The sequence below is a fragment of the Bifidobacterium goeldii genome (assembly GCF_003951095.1).
Lineage (GTDB): Bacteria > Actinomycetota > Actinomycetes > Actinomycetales > Bifidobacteriaceae > Bifidobacterium > Bifidobacterium goeldii.
In genome coordinates, this window is record NZ_QXGL01000005.1 from 94,851 (window position 1) to 114,360 (window position 19,510).

The following is a 19,510-nucleotide window of genomic DNA, read 5'->3' on the forward strand; positions in this document are numbered from 1 at the left end:
GCGGGAAAGGAATTCGCTATGCGCGTGCATTTCGTCGTCCATGAGTCGTTTGAAGCGCCCGGTGCGTACGAGCAGTGGGCGAGCGCGCGAGGTTGGGATATTACGTATTCGCGCGTGTATGAGCACGAGCCATTGTCTTCGAGCGCGGATGGTATCGATCTGCTGGTGGTGATGGGCGGTCCACAATCGCCTGCGACCACAGTGCAGGAATGCCCGCATTTCAACGCGGCTGCTGAAAAGCAGCTCATCGCGCAGTGCGTACAGCAGGGGGCTGCAGTTGTTGGCGTTTGCCTCGGCTCGCAGCTGATTGGAGAGGCGCTGGGAGCGCCGTACGCACATAGCCCGCAGCGAGAAATCGGCTTGTTCCCGATTATGTTGACGCAAGCGGGCTTAAACGACCCGCTACTTGCAGATTTTGGGCGCGGCTTGCCGGTGGGGCACTGGCATGGCGATATGCCGGGGTTGACTGCCGATTGCGCGGTATTGGCTACGAGCGAGGGGTGCCCGCGCCAGATCGTGCGCTATCAGCCGCGCGTCTACGGTTTCCAGTGCCATCTTGAGTTCACGAGTACGACTATCGAGCCGCTTATTGACGCGTCCACTGACGAACTGACGCGGTACGCAAACCTGCCATTTGTGCAATCGCCCGCTGAATTGCGCGCAAACGACTATCGACCGATGAACGAAGTGCTGTTTGGCTTCCTCGATCGGCTGGTAGCAACTCCAGCGCGTTGATCGCGATCCGTTGATCGCGATCGAAGTAGCAGCAAGCAACAGGAAGCAGACATACAGGAGAGGATAGGCGATATGAGCGCAACGCAGTCGGTGCAAGCGAAGAGTGACGGTTCGCTACCAGTAGTGGCAGTGGGCGCGTTGGGTGGCACTATTTCGATGACTACCGACGACTCCGGTAAAGGCGCCGTGCCCACGCAGAACGCGGATTCGCTGGTTGGCTCGCTTGCACGGCGTTACCGTATCGCCGTGGAAACGCGCGATATTAGTCTGATCGGCTCGCCGTCCATGACTATCCGGCTGTTGTTGCAAGCGTTGGATTATGCACATGACGCGGTCGATCGCGGCGCTGCGGGCGTAGTGCTCACGCATGGGACCGATACGCTCGCAGAGTCGGCGTATGTGCTGAGTCTGCTTTGGGATCGCCCCGAGCCGCTGGTGCTTACAGGCGCGATGCGACCGTCCGACGCTCCTGGCGCCGACGGCCCTGCAAATCTCACATGCGCGCTGCGTTGCGCAGCTGACCCATCAATGCGCGGTCTCGGCGTGCTGGTGTGCTTTGCTGATTTTGTGCACAGTGCAACGCTGTGCGAAAAGGTTGATTCTACGGCGGTAAGCGCGTTCGCGTCTCCTGGCTGGGGCCCGGTCGCACGCGTTGACGCTGAATCCGTGGTGCATGTTATGAGCCCCGCATTTCATTTTGATGCGCTGCCAGCGCCGAGCGCGGACGCTCCTGTGCGTATTCCGATCATTACGGCGGCGTTGGATGACGATGGTTCGCTGCTGTCGCTACTGAACGCTGATACGTGCGATGCGGTGGTAGTTGCCGGCGTGGGGTCCGGCCGCATGTCGGTTCGCGCGGCCGAGCAGGCGAAGCGACTGGTGCAGCGCGGTGTGCCAGTGGTGTTTGTGCGCAAGCCCTCGCATGGCACGACGACGACGGCGTGCTACGCGTACCCGGGTTCGGAATCTGATTTGATTGCCGGCGGTTTGCTGCCGGGTGGTTTGCTGTCGGCAGAGAAGACTCGTCTGCTGCTGCACGTGTTGTTGCAGGCAGGCTATCGCGGCGAGGCGCTGGCAGCGGAGCTGCGCCGCCGTTGTTTGGCGTAGGTTTTGCGCCGGCGAGTAGACAATACGGCTGCATACAGCGTGGTATGCAGCCGGGTATGTGACTGAAAACGTGATCTGACTGCCTGTGTGGTAACGGTTCCGACACGCCGATATGACGATATGACGTTATGACGATATGATGATATTACGAATTTGATGAGGCGGGATGGTCCGCCGCACCGGATCCGCTCATCGACCATCGCAGGTCGAGAGGTCCAATCGAACGCGCAAGCGAGACAAACGAACCGCAAGGAGGCACTGTGCTCACGTCGTATTTTCAGCCCAATGGCATGATGTACGCCGACCGTGTATCGGGATGGCGCGAAGCCGTCGATAAGGTAACGCGTCCGCTACTTGACGCCGGAACCATCGAGCAGGGGTACGTTGACGCCATCAAAACGTCAATTAGCTCGCCCGGCGGCACGTACATCGACCTTGGTGGCGGTGTTGCGCTCGCCCATGCAAGGCCAGAAACCGGCGTAAACGAGACGTCGCTGTCCGTTCTGCACGTCGGCGAACCGTTCTTGCTCGCTGATGATGAAGCCCACCCGATTTCCACGATGTTCTGCTTGGCTGCAAAAGACTCCAACGCACACATCGACCTGATGCAGGCACTCGCTGGTCTGCTTACCGACTCTGACAAGCTCGCCGCACTGACCGCAGCCAGCAACGTCGAAGAGTTGGCTGCAGCGCTCGCCTGACCTGACATATCCCGCACTTCAATCCCTAAAACCACACCAAATCCCAATAATTTCAACAGAGGAAGGTATTCCAATGAAGATTCTCACCGCTTGCAGCACTGGCCTTGGTTCCAGCTTCATGACCCAGCTCAACATCGAGAAGGCGCTGTCCAACCTCGGTGTGACCGGCGTGGAAACCGACCACATGGATATCGCATCCGTTACCCCTACTTCCGCTGACGTGCTGTTCGTCGGCCGTGACATCGCAGAAGCTGCCACTGGCCTGATGCCTGACGTGGTTGTGCTCGACAGCCTCATCGACATGGACAACATCACCAAGGAAGTCGCCGCCGCACTGGAGCGTCACGGCGTTGAGGTGCCGAACAAGTAAGTAAGCGCCTTACTACAAAACTCACCACGGAAATCACAGGAAATAGAAACAAGGAGAGAGAGTAATGAACGGTGCATTGTCGGTTCTACTCGACATTTTCCGTCAGCCGTCCATCATCGTGGCGCTGATCTCGCTGATCGGTCTTGCTGTTCAGCGTAAGAAGCCCACCGATATCATGAAGGGCACCATCCGTACGCTCGTGGGCTTCCTGGTCCTGGCAGCCGGCGCTAGCGTCGTGTCTGGTGCACTGGACCCGTTCGGTAGCATGTTCCAGCACGCCTTCAACGTGCAGGGCGTTGTGCCGAACAACGAGGCCATCGTGGGTACCGTGCTCGTGAAGTACGGTTCTGAAGCGGCCCTGATCTTCTTCTTCGGCATGATCGTCAACATCCTGCTGTCGATGACCTCCCGCTTTAAGTACATCTACCTGTCCGGCCACGTGGCGTTCTACATGGCTACGATGGTTGCCGTGATCCTCGAGGTCGCTGGCATGCCGACCTGGGGCGTGATCCTGTGGGGTTCCATCGCTCAGGGCCTGATCGTCACCCTGTCCCCGGCTCTCGTGCAGCCGTTCATGAAGGATGCTGCTGGCACCAATGATGTCGCCCTCGGCCACACTGGTGGCGCCGGCATCGCACTCGGCGGTCTCGTCGCTCGCCTGACCCGCTCCAAGAAGCACCCGTCCAAGTCCACCGAGGACATCAAGTTCCCCTCCGGCCTGGGCTTCCTGCGCGACACCACCGTCATCATCGCTCTGTCTATGGCTGTGATTTACGTGATCGTGGCTCTCTTCGCTGGCGGCTCCTACATCGAGTCCAAGCTGAGCGACGGCCAGAACTTCATCGTCTTCTCCCTGCTGCAGGCTGCCACCTTCTCCGCTGGTGTGTTCATCATCCTCGCTGGCGTGCGTGTGGTCCTCGGTGAGATCGTGCCTGCATTCAAGGGCATCTCTGAGAAGCTCGTGAAGAACTCCAAGCCGGCCCTCGATGTGCCGATGATCTTCACCTTCGCTCCGAACGCCGTGCTCATCGGCTTCATCTCCAGCTTCGTTGGCGGCATCGTCGGCATGGGCATCATGGCTCTCGCTGGCACGACCATCATCATCCCGGGTATCGTTGCTCACTTCATGACCGGTGGTGCTACCGGCGTGATCGGTAACGGTCAGGGCGGCGTGCGCGGCGCAATCATCGGCGCCTTCGTCAACGGCTTGGCAATCACCTTCCTGCCGCTGTTCCTGCTGCCGGTCCTCGGCGACACTGGCCTGGCGAACGCTACCTACTCTGACGCTGATTACGGCGTTGCCGGCATCCTGCTCGGCGCGTTCGGCAACGGTGGTCAGACTGGTCTGATCATTGGCATCATCGCCTCCGTCGTGGTCTTCTACATCGTGTCCTTCGTGATGAGCGCTCACGATAAGAAGAAGGCCGCTGTCGAAGCGAAGTGACCAAGCGTCCACCAATCAGTGCTCGTTGATCGTACGTAACAGTGTGTGAAACAAACACAGATTGGCTATGACTCTTCTCAGGTTGCCGGGAATGGTTCGTGCCAATCCCGGCAACTTTGTTATTAGCGCCAGTGTGGCGTTTGCGTGAAGTGCGCGAGTGTGTAACTGGTGTGCGTTCATTGTGCGATAAAGTCGTGAACGATCAATCTCAAGGGGGTATCGACCATGGCGGAAGGCGTGCCGAAGTATGTTGCGGTTCGCGATAACCTGCGTCAGCGCGCACTGGCGATGCAGACGGGCGAACAGTTGCCTGCGGAGCCAGAGTTGTGCGACCAATACGGCGTGAGTCGTATCACGCTGCGCCATGCTGTTGACGATCTTATTCAGGATGGTCTGCTAGTACGCGAGCAGGGCCGCGGTACATTCCGCACCGATGTGGATGGCGAGTCTGAGCATGAGGTGATCAGCGACCATATTCGCGGTTTTTTTCGCCAGCAGGCCGACCTTGGCAACATTGTTGATACGAAGGTGATGAGCAACACGATTGTGCGTGATGCTCGTGCGGCTAAGCATTTGGATTTGCCTGCGGACACTGACTTGATTCGTTTAGAACGACTGCGCTACGTGGATAATGCGCTCAAACAGCACGTAGTGACGTTTCTGCCGGCCTCTCGCTTCCCGAAGGTGTTGGAGCAGGATTTTAGCCATCAGTCGCTCTATGAGCTGTTAGAGCGCGAATATGCGGTGCGTTTGATAGAGAACGACGCTGCAGTGCGTGTGCGTGCGTTGGATACGCGGATGGCGTGGTATTTCGGCGTGCAAGACGGTACGCCGGTGCTGGAGATGGATTCGACGGTGTACGACGAGTTTGGCGCAACTATTGCGTTTGGTACGACGCTGCATTCTCCAGACAGCAGTGAAATTACGTTTATTGTGCGTGCTCAGAAGGATTCAATGACGGTCTAGATGACGGCCTGAATGGCAGTTAGGCGATGGTCTGAGCGATGGTCGATGGTCTGAGCGCAGCGACGAGTGGCGCTGATACCTTCTTAGCGATTGAGCAATGTGATCGTGAACACTTTCTCACGATCTCATCGATGAAATGAACAAAATAGCGCAAACACGCCGTTGACGAAGTGACTACGGCGTGTATAGTAGAGCTTGGCTCAAAGAAGAGATCTTCAATGAACCGAAGATAAATAAACGCCGAGGCTTGTTGTTTTCGTTAATGCTGTTGTTGCGAGTGCACCTAAGTCGAAGCAAGGAAAATCCCTTTACCACGGATCGTGAGGCACGTACCTGCCTCTGAAAGGATGAACTATTATGGCAGAAGTCGTATTCGACCACGTCACTCGTATCTACCCGGGCAACGATAAGCCCTCTGTGGATGATCTGAATCTTGATATCAAGGACGGCGAGTTCCTTGTGCTCGTTGGCCCGTCTGGCTGCGGTAAGTCCACCACCCTGCGCATGCTGGCTGGTCTGGAAGAGGTCAACAAGGGCCGCATCCTCATTGGTGGCAAGGACGTCACCACGATGCAGCCGAAGGACCGCGATATCGCAATGGTGTTCCAGAACTACGCTCTGTACCCGCACATGACCGTTGCGGACAACATGGGCTTCGCTCTGAAGATCGCCGGCACCCCGAAGGAAGAGATCCGCAAGCGCGTTGAGAAGGCTGCTGAGATCCTCGACCTGACCGAGTACCTCGATCGTAAGCCGAAGGCTCTGTCTGGTGGTCAGCGTCAGCGTGTGGCTATGGGCCGTGCAATCGTCCGTGAGCCGAAGGTCTTCCTCATGGATGAGCCGCTGTCCAACCTCGACGCCAAGCTGCGTGTTCAGACTCGTACCCAGATCGCTGCTCTGCAGCGTCAGCTGGGTGTCACCACCCTGTACGTGACCCACGATCAGACCGAGGCTCTGACGATGGGTGATCGTATCGCCGTCATCAAGCTCGGTATTCTGCAGCAGGTCGGCGCTCCGACCGAGCTGTACGATCGCCCGGCTAACGTCTTCGTCGCTGGCTTCATCGGCTCCCCGTCGATGAACATCAACACCCACCCGGTGGTCAACGGCAAGGCAAAGATCGGTGAGGACACCGTGGACCTGCCGAAGGAAGCAGTCGACAAGCTGACCGCTGAGGACAACGGCCAGATCGTCGTTGGCTTCCGTCCGGAGGACGCCGGCTTGGCTACCCCGGATGATCCGAACGCCTTCTCCCTGAAGGTTGTGAACGTCGAGGATCTGGGCTCCGATGGCTACATCTACGGCAACATCATCACCGATGGCTCCGCCGCCGAGGCCTCCCAGGTCATGTCCGACCAGAACAAGCTCACCACGATTCGCGTGAACCCGCGTGCGCTTCCGAAGGTCGGCGACACCGTCAAGATCAAGATCGATCCGTCCAAGATGCACCTGTTCGCTCCGTCGACCGAGCTGCGTCTGAACTAGTCGATCGGCCAATCTTGGCCTGATAGATACTTGGCATGGAGAGAAAACCATGTCAACCATTAAACGGGGTCTTTCTCTTCCTCTCTATGGCCTCGTTGGAAAAGCCTCGCATTGCTGCGAGGCTTTTCTTTTTCTTGGGTGCTGTTTGGGCTCGGCGCACGATGGACATACGTTCTGATTTTCCATCGCGCACGCCACATCCCAAACGCAACGTAGAATTGAACGCATGGAGAATCAAGATTTGCCTCAGATGGATCCGCGCGCGTTGAAAGCGACGTCGGTTAACGCTGATGATACGTCCGCAACGTCCGCAGAGCCGCAGGCGTTGAAGATCACCGCCGCAAGTTCTAATCCGAAGATGTTCACGCTTCCGTGGCACAAGCCGCTGGCGACGTGGCCTGAAGAGCTACTCGCCAATCTGCCGCGAGGCATCTCTCGCCACGTGGTGCGCTTCGTGCACGTTGGCGACGACGTGTACGCGATGAAGGAAATCACTCGCCAAGTAGCTGAGCGAGAATATGAGCTGCTGCGCCGCCTGCAGAAGCTCGAACTGCCGACAGTGAAGCCGATCGCCGTGGTCACCGGTCGCCATACTCCCGAAGGGGACCCGCTGGAGGCGATTCTGGTTACCCGCCATCTGAAGTTCTCGCTGCCGTACCGCGCGCTGTTCGCGCGTAACCTGCGCCCGGATACTGCGGAGCGCTTGATCGACGCGCTGGCGGTGCTGATGGTGCGTTTGCACCTGGCAGGCTTCTACTGGGGTGATGTGTCGCTGTCGAACGTACTGTTCCTGCGCGATGCGGACGCGTTCTCTGCCTGCTTGGTGGACGCTGAGACTGGTGATCTGCACGTCACGCTTACCGAGGGTCAGCGCGAATATGATCTTGATTTGGCGCGCACGAATATCATCGGCGAACTGATGGATCTCTCGTCCGGCCGTATGCTGCCGAGCAGCGTTGACGAGGTGGAGGTCGGCAACCGTCTGGTTGAGCGTTACCACTCGCTGTGGAGCGCGCTGACGGATACTGACAAGTTCAACCCGGACGAGATGTGGAAGATTGAGAAGCGCGTCAACAAGCTCAACGAGTTGGGCTTCGACGTGGACGAGCTGGAGATGAAGACCGCGGAGGATGGCAAGCGTGTGCTGGTGCGTCCGCGCGTGGTGGATGCTGGCTATGCGTCACGCAAGCTGCTGCGCTTGACTGGCTTGGATGTGCAGGAGAATCAGGCTCGCCGTCTGCTCAACGATTTGGATGCGTACCGTGCCTCCACGTGGCGTGAGGGCGAGGATCTGGAGATTGTGGCCACCGACTGGATGCGCGAAGTGTTCGAGCCGACGGTGCGTATGATTCCGCCGGAGTACCGTTCGCAGATCGAGCCTGCGCAGTTCTTCCATGAGGTGCTTGACCATCGCTGGTTCCTTGCGGAGGCAGCCGGCCATGATGTGCCGATGGCTGAGGCGGTGTCCAGCTACATCGAGAAGGTGCTGCCGCAGTACAAGATGGATTCGAAGACAGTTGCTGCGATTAACGCCGACGCTGATTCGGGCGTTGTTGATGACGAATACACCTACAACGAGAACAACGCTCACCACGACGATGACGGCTACAACCCCGACGACGACCCCGACGCAGCAGTCTGGAGTCACTGAGTGGTGATGATCCCTTAGTCGAAGGAGCCGAGTCATGCGTAGATGCACGCCAGTGATGGGTGCGGTTAGCCTTGGCCCCCTCGGCTGAGGGGGCTGTCAGCGAAGCTGACTGGGGGAGCGTCGCCACAATGCACGCTACAGCCGGCGTTTTCGAAAGAAAACGCCGGCTTCTGCATAATAACGCCCTCGTATTAGCGCATACAGCCCAAGAAGAACGCCATATCCCACACCACAAAAACCAAACATGCGTCCGCATGGTGAAACAGTACCCCCTACATCAGAGGCCCCCGCGCCCGCAGATTGAATACGTTTTCCAACCCTAATTCCCTAACACTCCCAACATCTCCACACCCTCAACCTATCCTCACCCTGAAAAAATGACATCGTTTGCAATCACTTTGTTTCACGATTACAATTCGCGGTAGGTAAGGGGAACTGCGCCGGTCAAAGAAGAACAAGCCGCAGCGGGAGGAATCATGAGAGTTAGAGGGGCTAAAAGCACTACGCGCACAGTAGTGCAAACGTTCGCATCGCTGCTAATCGCACTCGCAGTCCTCATCACCGGCTGCTACGCCGGAGGCAGTATAGCGCTGGCCGCCGGCGCCACCTCTACCGTCACTAGTGTGAACGCGCAATGGAACAGATGTTCAGATTACTGCACCATCGATGCAGATACTGGGCGTATCACTTTTACGCCCAAGCGTGGTATCTCTACACTTTCCGCCACAGCTCAGTTTGATCTGACCTCCTCTGGCCAATCCAGCTCGAGTGGTGGTGAAACTATTTCGGCGAAGTCTCTTGAATGGCGTATCCCTGCTCATTTGTTCATCGGGCGTGACGGAAAACCTACTGGTACTACTCAGATTCCCGTCCCGGAAGCTCCGAGCTACAATGTGGACACTTCGTTGCAGTACACCTATGACGAAGACACAGACGAGTATGTCATCACCAATGCCACCGACATTCCTGCTGCCAATACCTTCAGTGTCCAGATCACGTACAATGCGCGTGCTCGAGACGTGCCTGATAAGGACACTAAGTCAGATAAACCCTACGCTGGCAGCGTTATTGGATCCATCACATCTAGTGCCACTATCAAAGGTAGTGACGAAATCAAAACAACCCCGCCGCTCACTGAAGTTACGGATACTGGCATTGTCATCTCTGATATCAGCAAAGAGTATGTCGGCAGTGCGACTGACGACAGTCTTATTCCTGAGGAGTGGCGTGATAGCGTCTACTTTGATGGTTTGTGCTATGTGCTGTGGAAAGTGACAGTTTCTGCTGATGGTGCGCAGCAAGGAAAGGTGACGATCGCGGATGAGATCACTGATCAGCTTGGCGGCGAAGTGATTGGTATGCTGGATGCGTCCAAAAATCCGGTTGGTGTCGCATGGAGCGAGGAATTTTGGGGAAAAGAGCCTTATACGATCGATATTGACGATTCCTCCCCGCAGGTTCGATATATCCTCACGTACTACTACTACGATTCCCTTGCTGGAAGTAGTTACACGTTTGAGAACAAGGTGACTGGCAGTCTCACAGGCAATGATGACGGTGTCACCACCGAGAAGAGCACGACTGCTGATCAGACAGTGAAGAATGAGAGCTTCTCCTACGACAAAGACCAGTATAGCTTGGACAAATACTGCCAAGGTGAAAGCGGATTAGATACTGTCTGTGATGCAAACGGTGGCCTGACGAGACTAGAAAACGATCTTGATGCGACAAGCGCCATGTTCGTCAACCATTATGCAGCTAAAACTTACGGCTTGACCACGCAGAAAGGCAGCGACAACGCAAATAGCAGCGGCGCGGTGAATTCCAGCCGTCAAGAGGATTACGGCCAAAAATACGTGCGGCACGAGTTTATTGACGACTCCTTTGCGCTTGGCGAAGAAACGCCAGGACAAATGGAGCAGGGAGGCACGCGTCCTGATGCTGAAAACGATCCCAGTATTCCAGTTCAAGGTTATGCAAAGCTGCAGCCTGACGATTTCTATATCAAAAGCTTCACTATTATGCATAGTTGCTCCGCGCAGGGGAATTCCTCATGTGATGTAGCAAACACCGAGTTTGGGAAGAGTTCCCGCGGATGGACTGTATATGACTGGAAAATCAACGATTCTGGCTCATGGGGACTCGTTCCTCGCGATCCTTCGGTTGATGCTCAGAGCCCCGCTACATCGGATAAACTTCAGATATACGGACTAGTTGCGACATACAACTCTGTCACTGGTCAGTACAATACGGCTTGGCAGCCAATGCTCGGATCTACATATGCCAACGGAGGATTGGATGAGCTGGCGTCTGCTGCGAAAGATTACACCATCGACGCCACGCAACGCTGGGACGGAGGACGAATCGTCGGTATCAAAGCCGTATACCAGTCTGCCAGTGCCGCTGCGGTAGAGCTCAATATTGGCGTGACAATCGTGTTAAACCCGACCGATCATGTCAAGACCCTGTTGAAACAGTTAAATGACACTAAGACTGAAGTAACCGATCAGTTGCGTACTGATTATGTGACGCTCACTGATTTCAACACGATGATTATTCGTACCCAATCGCAAATCGAAAAAGGAACAAAAGCTGTTGCAGGTTTTGATTCGCGAAGCGATCTGCAGGACTCTTCTTGCATAACCGATGTTGGTACGTATCAAGGCTGGCACGGTTACTTCAACGTACTTCCCTTCAGCAATGATGAGCAATACTACGAATACCCTTCAGGCAGCAGACAAGCACACACCCCGCCATGGAGTAATTCGACCACGACGGCACCTCTTTGCCATGCTACGGCCAAGCAGAAGTTGACGCCGGTAAGTCTAACGCCGGTTCGAAAGAAGAAGTTAACTGCGACGTTCTACGATAAGGTTAACAATCGTGTCAAACTGACTTACAAGGCGCAGATGGGGGAGAGTGGAGATTTCTCGTCCGACCTTGTGAAGAAAGGTACTGTCAAACCGCAACAAAGCGGTATGTTCTATGACTTGCTGCCTCAAGGCGTAGTGCCTGACATCAACAGTGTCAAAGTGCTTGGTGCCGATGACCGTGCGGAGATGATTGTTACTAGCGTGCAAACGTATGCAAATTATAAGAATTCAGGACGCACGCTATTAGTAGTAAAAGCTAAAGCGCCGGAGAATTACACCAATACATTGAGTGAGTCCATCTCCACAATGACCTTGGCTTTTGACTCGTATATCAGCTATGAGGACGCGGTCGATCTTGGATACAATACCGGTGCTAAGAAGCTGCATAATGTAGTTGCATATCAAACAGGCAATGAGGAAATTTCATCCGGTGACGATAATGACAATCTTCATAATCTGGGTCCCGATGTTCTCGATAATGAGAGTTGGAACGACAGTGAAAAAACGACTATGGCGGGATTAGACAGCTCTAGAACAGGTGATTTGTACTTGTATGCGGATGCTCTCAACAACATCGTTTTCGGCACGATATCGGCGTCCGGTTTGACAAAGCACGTGCGCGGAGGAAACCAGCCTGATTGGGTGAATGGACAGAATACTGTGACGGTGCGTGCTGGCGGAGAGTACACATATCGCTTGCGATATACGCCGGATAACAGCACTTCTGCCAGTGGTGTGGTGTTATATGATTCGCTAGAGAACTATTTGAGTTCTGATACTTCTACGTCAAACCAGGCCGTAACGACTAGCACACCGCGGTGGCAAGGCACACTGAGCAGCGTAGACGTGCAAGAACCGATGCTGCTCGGTATTGAGCCGAAAGTATATTGCTCCACGATTTCCGGCTTGACATTATTTGGAAAAACAGGTTCGGCAAACGAGAGCAATCGTGATTTGACGAATACGGCAATCTGGGAGAACTGCACACCGTCCGCTCAAGGTAACTATGACTATTCCAAAGTCAAGGCGGTGGCAATCGATCTGAGCAAGGCTGCTGATGGTAGTGATGCGAAGCTTGGGGGAGGCTCCTCTGTGCAGGTGACGCTTGTAATGAACGCGCCGACAGATCCGTTTGCGGTAGTTGATTACATGCGTGCTGATGCACACGCTTACAATGGTGTGCATTTGAAGACCACCACGATAGGTTCTGGTAATGGTGCGACGGTTGAATCCACGAACGACATCGACTTCGGCTATACGCGCGTTGGACTGATCGCCGACACGACGACGTTCACGTTCACTAAGGTGGATGGCTCGACGGTCGATTCTGGAGATGGTAGCACCGTCAAGCCGCTTGCCGGTGCCACGTTTGCGATTTATCGCTGGGTCGGTTCCAGTGATGCGCCGACGAGTGGGCTGATCGATACGAGTGCGCTTGGTCCCGATTGGGAGCAGGTGGGTACTGAGCAGACCAGCGGGGAAGATGGCAAGGTGTCGCTCGGCGGCCTGATGGTCGGCACTTACCGACTGGTGGAAACCAAAACGCCAAATGGCTTTAATAAGCTGAATTGCCAATGGGCCATCAAAGCAACGCAAGAATATGACGGGGGCATGCTTCAGCCTATCGTGATCCACACGCCAACCGTTGTTACCGCGAGCAGTGGTGTATCGTCACCGTCAGATGCCCCTGGCTTCACTAAGGGCAGCGATGGAGGCTTCCAACTCGCCAACTATCCCGGTGCTCGCCTGCCTGATACAGGCAGTATCGGCAGTACCGCGCTGATGATCGCCGGCGGTATCACCGCCTTCGTCGGTGGCGGCTGCCTCGCCATCGAGCACGCCAAAATTCGCCGTCGCGCCCGCCATCGCAGCGGCACCAGCGCTGTGCCTTCCGGTCGTTAGTCGGAAGATATGTGCAGATCGGCTGGTGACATTGCAGCAAAGAGCCAAGAAGATTGTGCGGCAGTTAGTTGTTGGTCATCATTGTTTCAGCGTCGATGATGGTCAGTGAAGGATCTGTCGCGCTTTTTGCGGCCGTTGCCGCGCTGACGGGTCGCTTGGTGAACAGGTAGTAAAGGCGCTCTCCGTTTTCTCGAATGAGCGGTGAGCGTGCCTTGAGCTGTTTGAGCATATTACTGTGTTCGTAAGCAAGTTGCGCATACACAACTTGCTTACGAACACAGTAATACAGTGATGGCTCCTCTTTAATGCATTAAGAGGAGCCATCACGTAGTTTGGGCGTTTCGCTTCTTTTGCGCTTACTTCGCAGCCGCTGCCGCTTCGCCAGCTTCGCGACGAGCGCGCGCCACGGCGTACAAGCTAATACCCGCCGCCACCGAAGCGTTCAGCGATTCAACCATCGAGCTGATCGGAATACCAGCGATCGAATCGCAAGCTTCACGCACCAGTCGGCTCAAACCCTTGCCTTCAGAGCCGAGCACCACCACTAGCGGATCAGTCTCAAAGCCAGTCTCGCCAACGAGCTTATCGCCGCCGCCATCAAGACCAACCGTGTAATAACCGCGCTCACGCAGGCTCTCAATCGCCTTCGTCAGGTTCACTACGCGCGCCACCGGCATGTGCGCAGCAGCACCAGCCGACACCTTCCATGCCGCCGCTGTCACCGAAGCAGAACGACGCTCCGGCAAAATCACACCATTCGCGCCGAACGCAGCCGCAGAACGAATCACAGCGCCAAGATTCTGCGGGTCAGTCACACCATCAAGCGCAATAAACAGCGGGCGAGCCATAATGCGCGCCGGGCCGTTCACGCCCTCCATCGCGCGCGCCTTCTTCTCCGCGCGCTCCACCAGCTCATGCAGCGACGAATACTGGTACGGCTGCACCTTCAAAATCACACCCTGGTGGTTGCTGGAGCGAGCAATACGATCCATCTCCAAACGGTCCGCTTCCAGCAGATGCAAGCCCTGAATGCCCGCGAGACGCACAATATCGCGCGTACGATCATCATGCTCAATGCGCGTAGCAATATACAGCTGCGAGCTCGGCACGCCCACGCGCAGCGCCTCCAGCACCGCGTTACGGCCGATAACCAGATCGTCAGAATCCGACGCGAACTTTGCTGCGCGACGGCGTGCAGCCAGTCGCGGATCAGCCATTTGACGGCGCTCAGCTACCTTCTTCGCCTTGTACGCCTTGTGGTACACGCGATCCTCGGCCTTCGGAGTAGGGCCGTATCCCTTGAGCTTATTGCGATGCTTTCCACCCGACCCCTTGGTCGGTCCTTTCTTAATAGCCATACCCGCCATTGTCGCAGGCCCCCAACCCAAACGCGCGAGATTGCGCGCCTCCTCGCGTCTCGTTGCGTCCCCTCGCGCATATGATCGCGGTGTAAGGTGGCACTCATGGGTGACAAGATGAGCGGGAAGAACAACATGCGCGGCAGCAAGGTTCACAAGACCATTTTTGGGCTGCCAATGCTGTTTTGGGGATTGTGGCTAGCGATACTGTTTCTGTGGATGGGACGCTTCGTCATCTCGTTCATGTCAATGTACTTGGTCAAAGACCTGCACGTTGACGCTGGTATTGCCGGCACGATCGTCTCCATGTACGGTTTCGGCGGCGTTTTCGGCTGTCTTTTCGGCGGTGCGCTGTCCGATCGATTCGGCCGCCAGTCGATGATTATCGGCGGCGAAATCGGCGCGGCACTCATGCTCGTCGCGCTCTCATTTATCGACAATCCGTTTGTTATGGGGGCAATGCTGCTCGTTTACGGCGCGATATCGTCGATTCCGACGCCGGCCATCGCCGCGTATATTGCCGACGTTGTGCCGCTGCGCGATCAAAAACGCGCGTACACGCTGCAAACGTGGGCAATTAACTTCGGTTTCGCTACCGGGCCGATTATCGCCAATCAGCTCGTGAAAATCTCCTACACGCTGATGTTTTACGCGGAGGCGATTATTCTCGCGCTGGTTACAGTGATGCTGATCGTGTTCTTCCATGAAGTGCGCAAAGTTGAGCGAGAAGCGGGGATCGCGGCTGGGACTGTGCAGGCTGCTGGTACCGTGCAGGGGGAGCGCGCTGCGAGCGAGCACAAGCCTGCCGATCACAAGCCTGCTGCCACGCAAGCTGATTCCGCTTCCAACGTCTCTGTATTGGGTAATTATCGTCGCGCGCTCACCGATGGGCCGTTTATCTCGCTGGTTGTGCTCATGTTTTGCTACACCATCGCCTATTTCCAGCTCACCAGCGGCCTGCCGATCGCGCTTACACAATTAGGCATGGGCACGGATGAATATTCTGTGCTGCTCACGATCAATGGTGGTGTGCTGTGCCTGCTGCAAATCCCTGCGCTCGCTGTGTTTGATCGCATGAGTAACACGCGCGTGCTGGTGCTCGGCATGATGGTTACCGCAGTTGGCTATGCGTTCCAAATCGGGGCTTCTACGTGGCTGAGCTTCGCGATTGCGGCAGTATTATGGTCGCTTGGCGAGTTGGGCACATTCCCGATCGCCGCCACCACGGTGGCAAATCTTGCGCCGGCGGAAGCACGTGGCACGTATCAGGGCTTGTACAACCTTGGATGGTCGCTGTCGAACGGGGCTGCGCCGCTCGTGGGCGGCTGGGTGATCAGCAGTTTCGGTAGCCATACGTTGTGGATTTCGTGCACGGTGATGTTCGTGCTCGTGGCTATCGGGTTGTACTTGACTAAGGGAGCGCGCGAGCACGCCATTGCGCGTAACCTGCGGCATGCGGCCTGAGACTGGGGCAACGATCCCGCGCCACATATGCGCCACATGGTTTGCTTCAAAGAGCCCTTCCGTGCCCCTCGCGTGCACTAGCTCAGTCGAAAACTGCTGCTTAACCCCTGTTTTGGGCCTAGAACTGCCTCGTAGCAGATATGCAAAAACCCTTGAAATCGGCTTGATTTCAAGGGTTTTATCTGTGGAGCATGCCGGGTTCGAACCGGCGACCCTCTGCTTGCAAAGCAGATGCGCTACCAGCTGCGCCAATGCCCCATTGGCTTGGAAAAAAAGAGCGGCACGTTGGCCGCTTCACTTTTCCTGTGGGCCCGGGAGGACTTGAACCTCCGACCTCATCCTTATCAGGGATGCGCTCTAACCACCTGAGCTACGGGCCCGATCCATACGCTTTCAAAAGCGCACAAGTGATTACAATACCACTGATGTTCGTGGTGTCAATTAGAGCGCCGTATCGGCGTGTCGCGGATTGGATTGGCTGTCTTGCTTGAGCTAGACAATGGCCCGCATGAATATCGACGGTCTTGAGGTGCAGGTGGTGCGTAAGCCCATCAAAAACATGTATTTGCGTATCAAACCGCCGAATGGTGACGTGGTAATCTCCGCGCCGCGCAGGATGAGTGAGCGAACGATTGTTGACTTTGTACGCGGGCGTCGCCGGTGGATTGATGATCATATTCGTGACATGGCGCGGGCGCGGCAACGATCCGGTTTGAATGCCGGCGATGCTGGCGATAGGGGACAGGCAGGCGCAGTGGATAGTGCTGCTTCCGTCACTTTCTCTTGGACTGATGAACGCAAACATCAGGCTGCTGCCAATATCAATGCTGCACTGCCGACTTTGTTGGCTCACTGGGGGCCGATTATCGGCCGTCAGCCGGCGCATATCACTCTGCGCATTATGACGTCACGATGGGGTTCCTGCACGCCGAAAACCGGCCGAATTCGATTGAATCTGCAACTAGGGCTGATGGATCCGCGGTTTTTGGAATACGTGCTCGTTCATGAAATGACTCATCTGTGGGCTAGCGGCCACGGAACGGAATTCCAACGGCGCATGAGTATCTATTTGCCCAATTGGCGTCAGCTTCGACGCGAACTCAACGCCTGTGTGGTTTGGTAGCCGATCGACTGCCTGGCGGCGGTTCTATTCGATAGTGTGCATATCCGGCCTACGTACACCGCTAAGGGGGTATCCAGATGGTCCGGATATGCACACACTGTGAGTAGATGGTCCGGATATGCACACCATCGAGGAGATTATCGAGGAGAAAAAAGGTCTGCACATGGATTCATCATGTGCAGACCCTAAAACTCGTGCGCAGACCCTACGCCGGATTCACGCGAGATGAGAGCGCATGAACCACTGGAACTTCTCAAGCTCCTGCACGTGGTCCTGAATGATGTTGGAGCTGACAAAGTCCAGCTCGTCCAGCTCGGCCACTGCGCGGCGGTCGTCGGCAATAAACGCGTCGTAGTACTCGATCAGCGCCTCAAGATACTGCTCAGTACCAGCGCGGCCCTCAACGTCAAACGGCTTCCACGTGCGGTTGCGCGTGATTGCGTCCGCGCGGCCGTCCGGAGTGCCACCCAGCGTGGCGATGCGCTCAGCCGTCTCATCAGCCTGCGCGAGCACTACCTCAACCTGCGGGTCAAGCATCTCGTGCACAGCAATAAAGTTCGGGCCGGTCACGTTCCAGTGCGCGTGCTTCAACACCAGCGCAGCCTCCTGCTCCTGGCTCAGTCGATTCTGCAGAATCGCGATAGCCTTCTCGGACGTGGCCTCATCAAGTCCAGGGACAACGAATGCAAGCGTCATAACTTGCTCCTTTCGATTGGTGGCTCCTTATGGGAACCAAGTATGTCCATTCTACGCGTTGCGGCTGTGCGCCATGCGCGGGGGAGAAGTGGCGTAACCCACAGTGCCCTATTCCTACCGCCGGAGCGTGACCGGGAGCGCTACACCTTCAGAAACCGCATCGTAAAACCTTGATATTTCAACGTTTTACGATATCGCCATCACGCGCACAACGCTCCCGGTCACGCTCCGCGTCACTCAGACGTTGCCTCGGCTGCTTTACGCACTTCGATCGTCTCAATACGGCGACCATCCACCTTGGTAACCACCATGTCGTAGCCATCATCAGAATGCAGCACATCGCCGACTGCGCCCATCTTGCCAGTGTGCGCAAGGAAGTAGCCGGCCACCGTCTCATACGGGCCATCATCCAGTTCGATGCCGGTGAGATCATCGAAGTCTTCGATAGTCATGCCGCCGTCAATCGTCGCCACGCCGTTAACGAACGCCGTACGCTGCTTGCGCTCGCCGCCCGGCTGGTCAGGTAGATCGTACTCGTCGCGAATATCGCCCACCAGCTCCTCAGTCATATCTTCAAGCGTGACAATACCGTCAGTACCGCCATACTCGTCGATAACCACAGCTAGGTGAATACCGCGCTTACGCAACAGTTCAAGGCTCGGCAGCAGCTTCGACGTACCCGGCAGCGAAATACCCTCGCGGGTCACATCGGCCACCGTCTTCGCGTTCGGATCGCGCACATCGAGCAGATCGCGCACGTGCACAAAGCCGATCACATCATCGAAATCCTTACCAGTAACCGGGTAGCGCGAATACGGCTGATCGCGCACATACGCGGCGGCCTCATCCAGCGGCTGAGCGCCATCAAGAAACACGACGTCAGCGCGCGGGCGCATTACCTCAGCCACGATCGTCTCGGAAGCGTCGAACACATCGTCAAGAATCGTGCGCTCGTCTTTGCTCAGGCGCGTGTTCGTGTTCACCAGCACGCGCAACTCGTCATCGGAAACTTCGCTTTCAGTCTCGTTCGGGTCGAAGCCAAGAAGACGCACAATACCGTTCGTATTCTTACCAATCAGCCAAATAATCGGGCGGCAGATCGTCGCGAAAATATCGATCGCGGGCACTACTGCGCGCGCAATCTGCTCAGTGCGCTGCATAGCGATACGCTTCGGCACCATTTCCGAAATCACGATCGAGCAGTAGGAGATAATCAGCGTCAGTGAGATGGTCGTCAGCGGCGCGGCGATGTGCGCGGGCACACCCCAGCCTTCAATAACCGGCACAATGTACGGGGAAATCGACGATTCACCAAACGATGCGGACAGGAAGCCGCACAGCGTCACGCCAATCTGCACGGTTGATAGGAACGTGTTTGGATCACGCGCGATTTTGGCCACGCGCGCGCCGCGTGCATCCTCCTGCTCCATCTGGTCGATTTGCGAGCCGCGCAGTGAGACCAGCGCCAGTTCGGTTCCGGAGAAAATCGAGCCCAATAGTAGGAATACAAAGATCAGGAGGATGTTTAAGCCAAGTGACATACCTCCACTCTAGGGGAGCGGCACGTCAAACGGCCGTAAGTCTGCACAGGGGTGAGCAAGTAGACAGACTTACGGCCGCAAAACCTTAGAAGAA

15 protein-coding genes and 2 tRNA genes are annotated in these 19,510 nt (G+C 56.2%); 11 read left to right on the forward strand and 6 right to left on the reverse strand.

Annotated elements, in window-relative coordinates; translation table 11 throughout:
* The first annotated feature begins 18 nt into the window (after positions 1-18).
* The 9 genes from D2E25_RS08065 to D2E25_RS08110 all read left to right on the forward strand — a co-directional run bounded on the left by D2E25_RS08065 (position 19) and on the right by D2E25_RS08110 (position 13,234).
* On the forward strand, positions 19-735 hold the full coding sequence (locus tag D2E25_RS08065) for a type 1 glutamine amidotransferase (protein WP_125981644.1): 717 nt from the start codon (positions 19-21) through the stop codon (positions 733-735).
* Positions 736-807: 72 nt separating this feature from the next.
* Positions 808-1,842 (forward strand): asparaginase, encoded by a 1,035-nt coding sequence (locus tag D2E25_RS08070; protein WP_125981646.1) that lies wholly within the window; start codon positions 808-810, stop codon positions 1,840-1,842.
* Between the two features lie 260 nt (positions 1,843-2,102).
* Positions 2,103-2,543, forward strand: coding sequence for a PTS sugar transporter subunit IIA (locus tag D2E25_RS08075; protein ID WP_241217103.1), 441 nt, complete (start codon positions 2,103-2,105; stop codon positions 2,541-2,543).
* Positions 2,544-2,616: 73 nt separating this feature from the next.
* Complete coding sequence (locus D2E25_RS08080) at positions 2,617-2,913, forward strand: PTS sugar transporter subunit IIB (RefSeq protein ID WP_125981648.1); 297 nt, start codon at positions 2,617-2,619, stop codon at positions 2,911-2,913.
* A gap of 64 nt (positions 2,914-2,977) precedes the next feature.
* On the forward strand, positions 2,978-4,357 hold the full coding sequence (locus D2E25_RS08085) for a PTS ascorbate transporter subunit IIC (RefSeq protein ID WP_125981650.1): 1,380 nt from the start codon (positions 2,978-2,980) through the stop codon (positions 4,355-4,357).
* Positions 4,358-4,582: 225 nt separating this feature from the next.
* Positions 4,583-5,323: a GntR family transcriptional regulator gene (locus D2E25_RS08090; RefSeq protein WP_125981652.1), complete on the forward strand. Its 741-nt coding sequence runs from the start codon at positions 4,583-4,585 to the stop codon at positions 5,321-5,323.
* 357 nt (positions 5,324-5,680) lie between these two features.
* Positions 5,681-6,808: an ABC transporter ATP-binding protein gene (locus D2E25_RS08100; RefSeq protein ID WP_125981656.1), complete on the forward strand. Its 1,128-nt coding sequence runs from the start codon at positions 5,681-5,683 to the stop codon at positions 6,806-6,808.
* A 226-nt stretch (positions 6,809-7,034) separates the two neighbouring features.
* Positions 7,035-8,459, forward strand: a complete 1,425-nt coding sequence (locus tag D2E25_RS08105; protein WP_125981658.1) for a DUF4032 domain-containing protein — start codon at positions 7,035-7,037, stop codon at positions 8,457-8,459.
* 476 nt (positions 8,460-8,935) lie between these two features.
* Positions 8,936-13,234 carry a SpaA isopeptide-forming pilin-related protein gene (locus tag D2E25_RS08110; protein WP_125981661.1) on the forward strand — a complete coding sequence of 1,433 codons (4,299 nt, stop codon included), beginning with the start codon at positions 8,936-8,938 and terminating at the stop codon, positions 13,232-13,234.
* Between the two features lie 64 nt (positions 13,235-13,298).
* Here D2E25_RS08110 and D2E25_RS10495 read toward each other — a convergent pair whose 3' ends face one another.
* Together D2E25_RS10495 and rlmB are read right to left on the reverse strand one after the other, a co-directional pair.
* A complete protein-coding gene (locus tag D2E25_RS10495; protein WP_164514773.1) occupies positions 13,299-13,463 on the reverse strand; it encodes a hypothetical protein in 165 nt (54 codons plus the stop codon).
* A gap of 127 nt (positions 13,464-13,590) precedes the next feature.
* Positions 13,591-14,592, reverse strand: coding sequence for a 23S rRNA (guanosine(2251)-2'-O)-methyltransferase RlmB (rlmB, locus tag D2E25_RS08115; RefSeq protein WP_125981663.1), 1,002 nt, complete (start codon positions 14,590-14,592; stop codon positions 13,591-13,593).
* 105 nt (positions 14,593-14,697) lie between these two features.
* Between rlmB and D2E25_RS08120 the strand changes: the two genes are divergently transcribed.
* Positions 14,698-16,056, forward strand: a complete 1,359-nt coding sequence (locus D2E25_RS08120; protein ID WP_241217104.1) for an MDR family MFS transporter — start codon at positions 14,698-14,700, stop codon at positions 16,054-16,056.
* A gap of 185 nt (positions 16,057-16,241) precedes the next feature.
* Here D2E25_RS08120 and D2E25_RS08125 read toward each other — a convergent pair.
* Both D2E25_RS08125 and D2E25_RS08130 read right to left on the reverse strand, forming a co-directional pair.
* Positions 16,242-16,314: transfer RNA gene (locus D2E25_RS08125), tRNA-Ala, on the reverse strand.
* A 48-nt stretch (positions 16,315-16,362) separates the two neighbouring features.
* Positions 16,363-16,436, reverse strand: a tRNA-Ile gene (locus D2E25_RS08130).
* 119 nt (positions 16,437-16,555) lie between these two features.
* Here D2E25_RS08130 and D2E25_RS08135 point away from each other — a divergent pair.
* Entirely contained in the window at positions 16,556-17,179 is a 624-nt protein-coding gene (locus D2E25_RS08135; protein WP_420897340.1) for a M48 family metallopeptidase, read from the forward strand.
* 216 nt (positions 17,180-17,395) lie between these two features.
* Here D2E25_RS08135 and D2E25_RS08140 read toward each other — a convergent pair whose 3' ends face one another.
* Positions 17,396-17,875, reverse strand: coding sequence for a Dps family protein (locus tag D2E25_RS08140; protein ID WP_125981667.1), 480 nt, complete (start codon positions 17,873-17,875; stop codon positions 17,396-17,398).
* Between the two features lie 233 nt (positions 17,876-18,108).
* On the reverse strand, positions 18,109-19,416 hold the full coding sequence (locus D2E25_RS08145; protein ID WP_125981669.1) for a hemolysin family protein: 1,308 nt from the start codon (positions 19,414-19,416) through the stop codon (positions 18,109-18,111).
* Positions 19,417-19,510 lie beyond the last annotated feature (94 nt).

Coding starts and splice junctions, on each gene's coding strand:
- D2E25_RS08065 (WP_125981644.1), top strand. CDS start 19: ATGCGCGTGCATTTCGTCGTCCATGAGTCGTTTGAAGCGCCCGGTGCG.
- D2E25_RS08070 (WP_125981646.1), top strand. CDS start 808: ATGAGCGCAACGCAGTCGGTGCAAGCGAAGAGTGACGGTTCGCTACCA.
- D2E25_RS08080 (WP_125981648.1), top strand. CDS start 2,617: ATGAAGATTCTCACCGCTTGCAGCACTGGCCTTGGTTCCAGCTTCATG.
- D2E25_RS08085 (WP_125981650.1), top strand. CDS start 2,978: ATGAACGGTGCATTGTCGGTTCTACTCGACATTTTCCGTCAGCCGTCC.
- D2E25_RS08090 (WP_125981652.1), top strand. CDS start 4,583: ATGGCGGAAGGCGTGCCGAAGTATGTTGCGGTTCGCGATAACCTGCGT.
- D2E25_RS08100 (WP_125981656.1), top strand. CDS start 5,681: ATGGCAGAAGTCGTATTCGACCACGTCACTCGTATCTACCCGGGCAAC.
- D2E25_RS08105 (WP_125981658.1), top strand. CDS start 7,035: ATGGAGAATCAAGATTTGCCTCAGATGGATCCGCGCGCGTTGAAAGCG.
- D2E25_RS08110 (WP_125981661.1), top strand. CDS start 8,936: ATGAGAGTTAGAGGGGCTAAAAGCACTACGCGCACAGTAGTGCAAACG.
- D2E25_RS10495 (WP_164514773.1), bottom strand. CDS start 13,463: ATGCTCAAACAGCTCAAGGCACGCTCACCGCTCATTCGAGAAAACGGA.
- rlmB (WP_125981663.1), bottom strand. CDS start 14,592: ATGGCTATTAAGAAAGGACCGACCAAGGGGTCGGGTGGAAAGCATCGC.
- D2E25_RS08120 (WP_241217104.1), top strand. CDS start 14,698: ATGGGTGACAAGATGAGCGGGAAGAACAACATGCGCGGCAGCAAGGTT.
- D2E25_RS08135 (WP_420897340.1), top strand. CDS start 16,556: ATGGCCCGCATGAATATCGACGGTCTTGAGGTGCAGGTGGTGCGTAAG.
- D2E25_RS08140 (WP_125981667.1), bottom strand. CDS start 17,875: ATGACGCTTGCATTCGTTGTCCCTGGACTTGATGAGGCCACGTCCGAG.
- D2E25_RS08145 (WP_125981669.1), bottom strand. CDS start 19,416: ATGTCACTTGGCTTAAACATCCTCCTGATCTTTGTATTCCTACTATTG.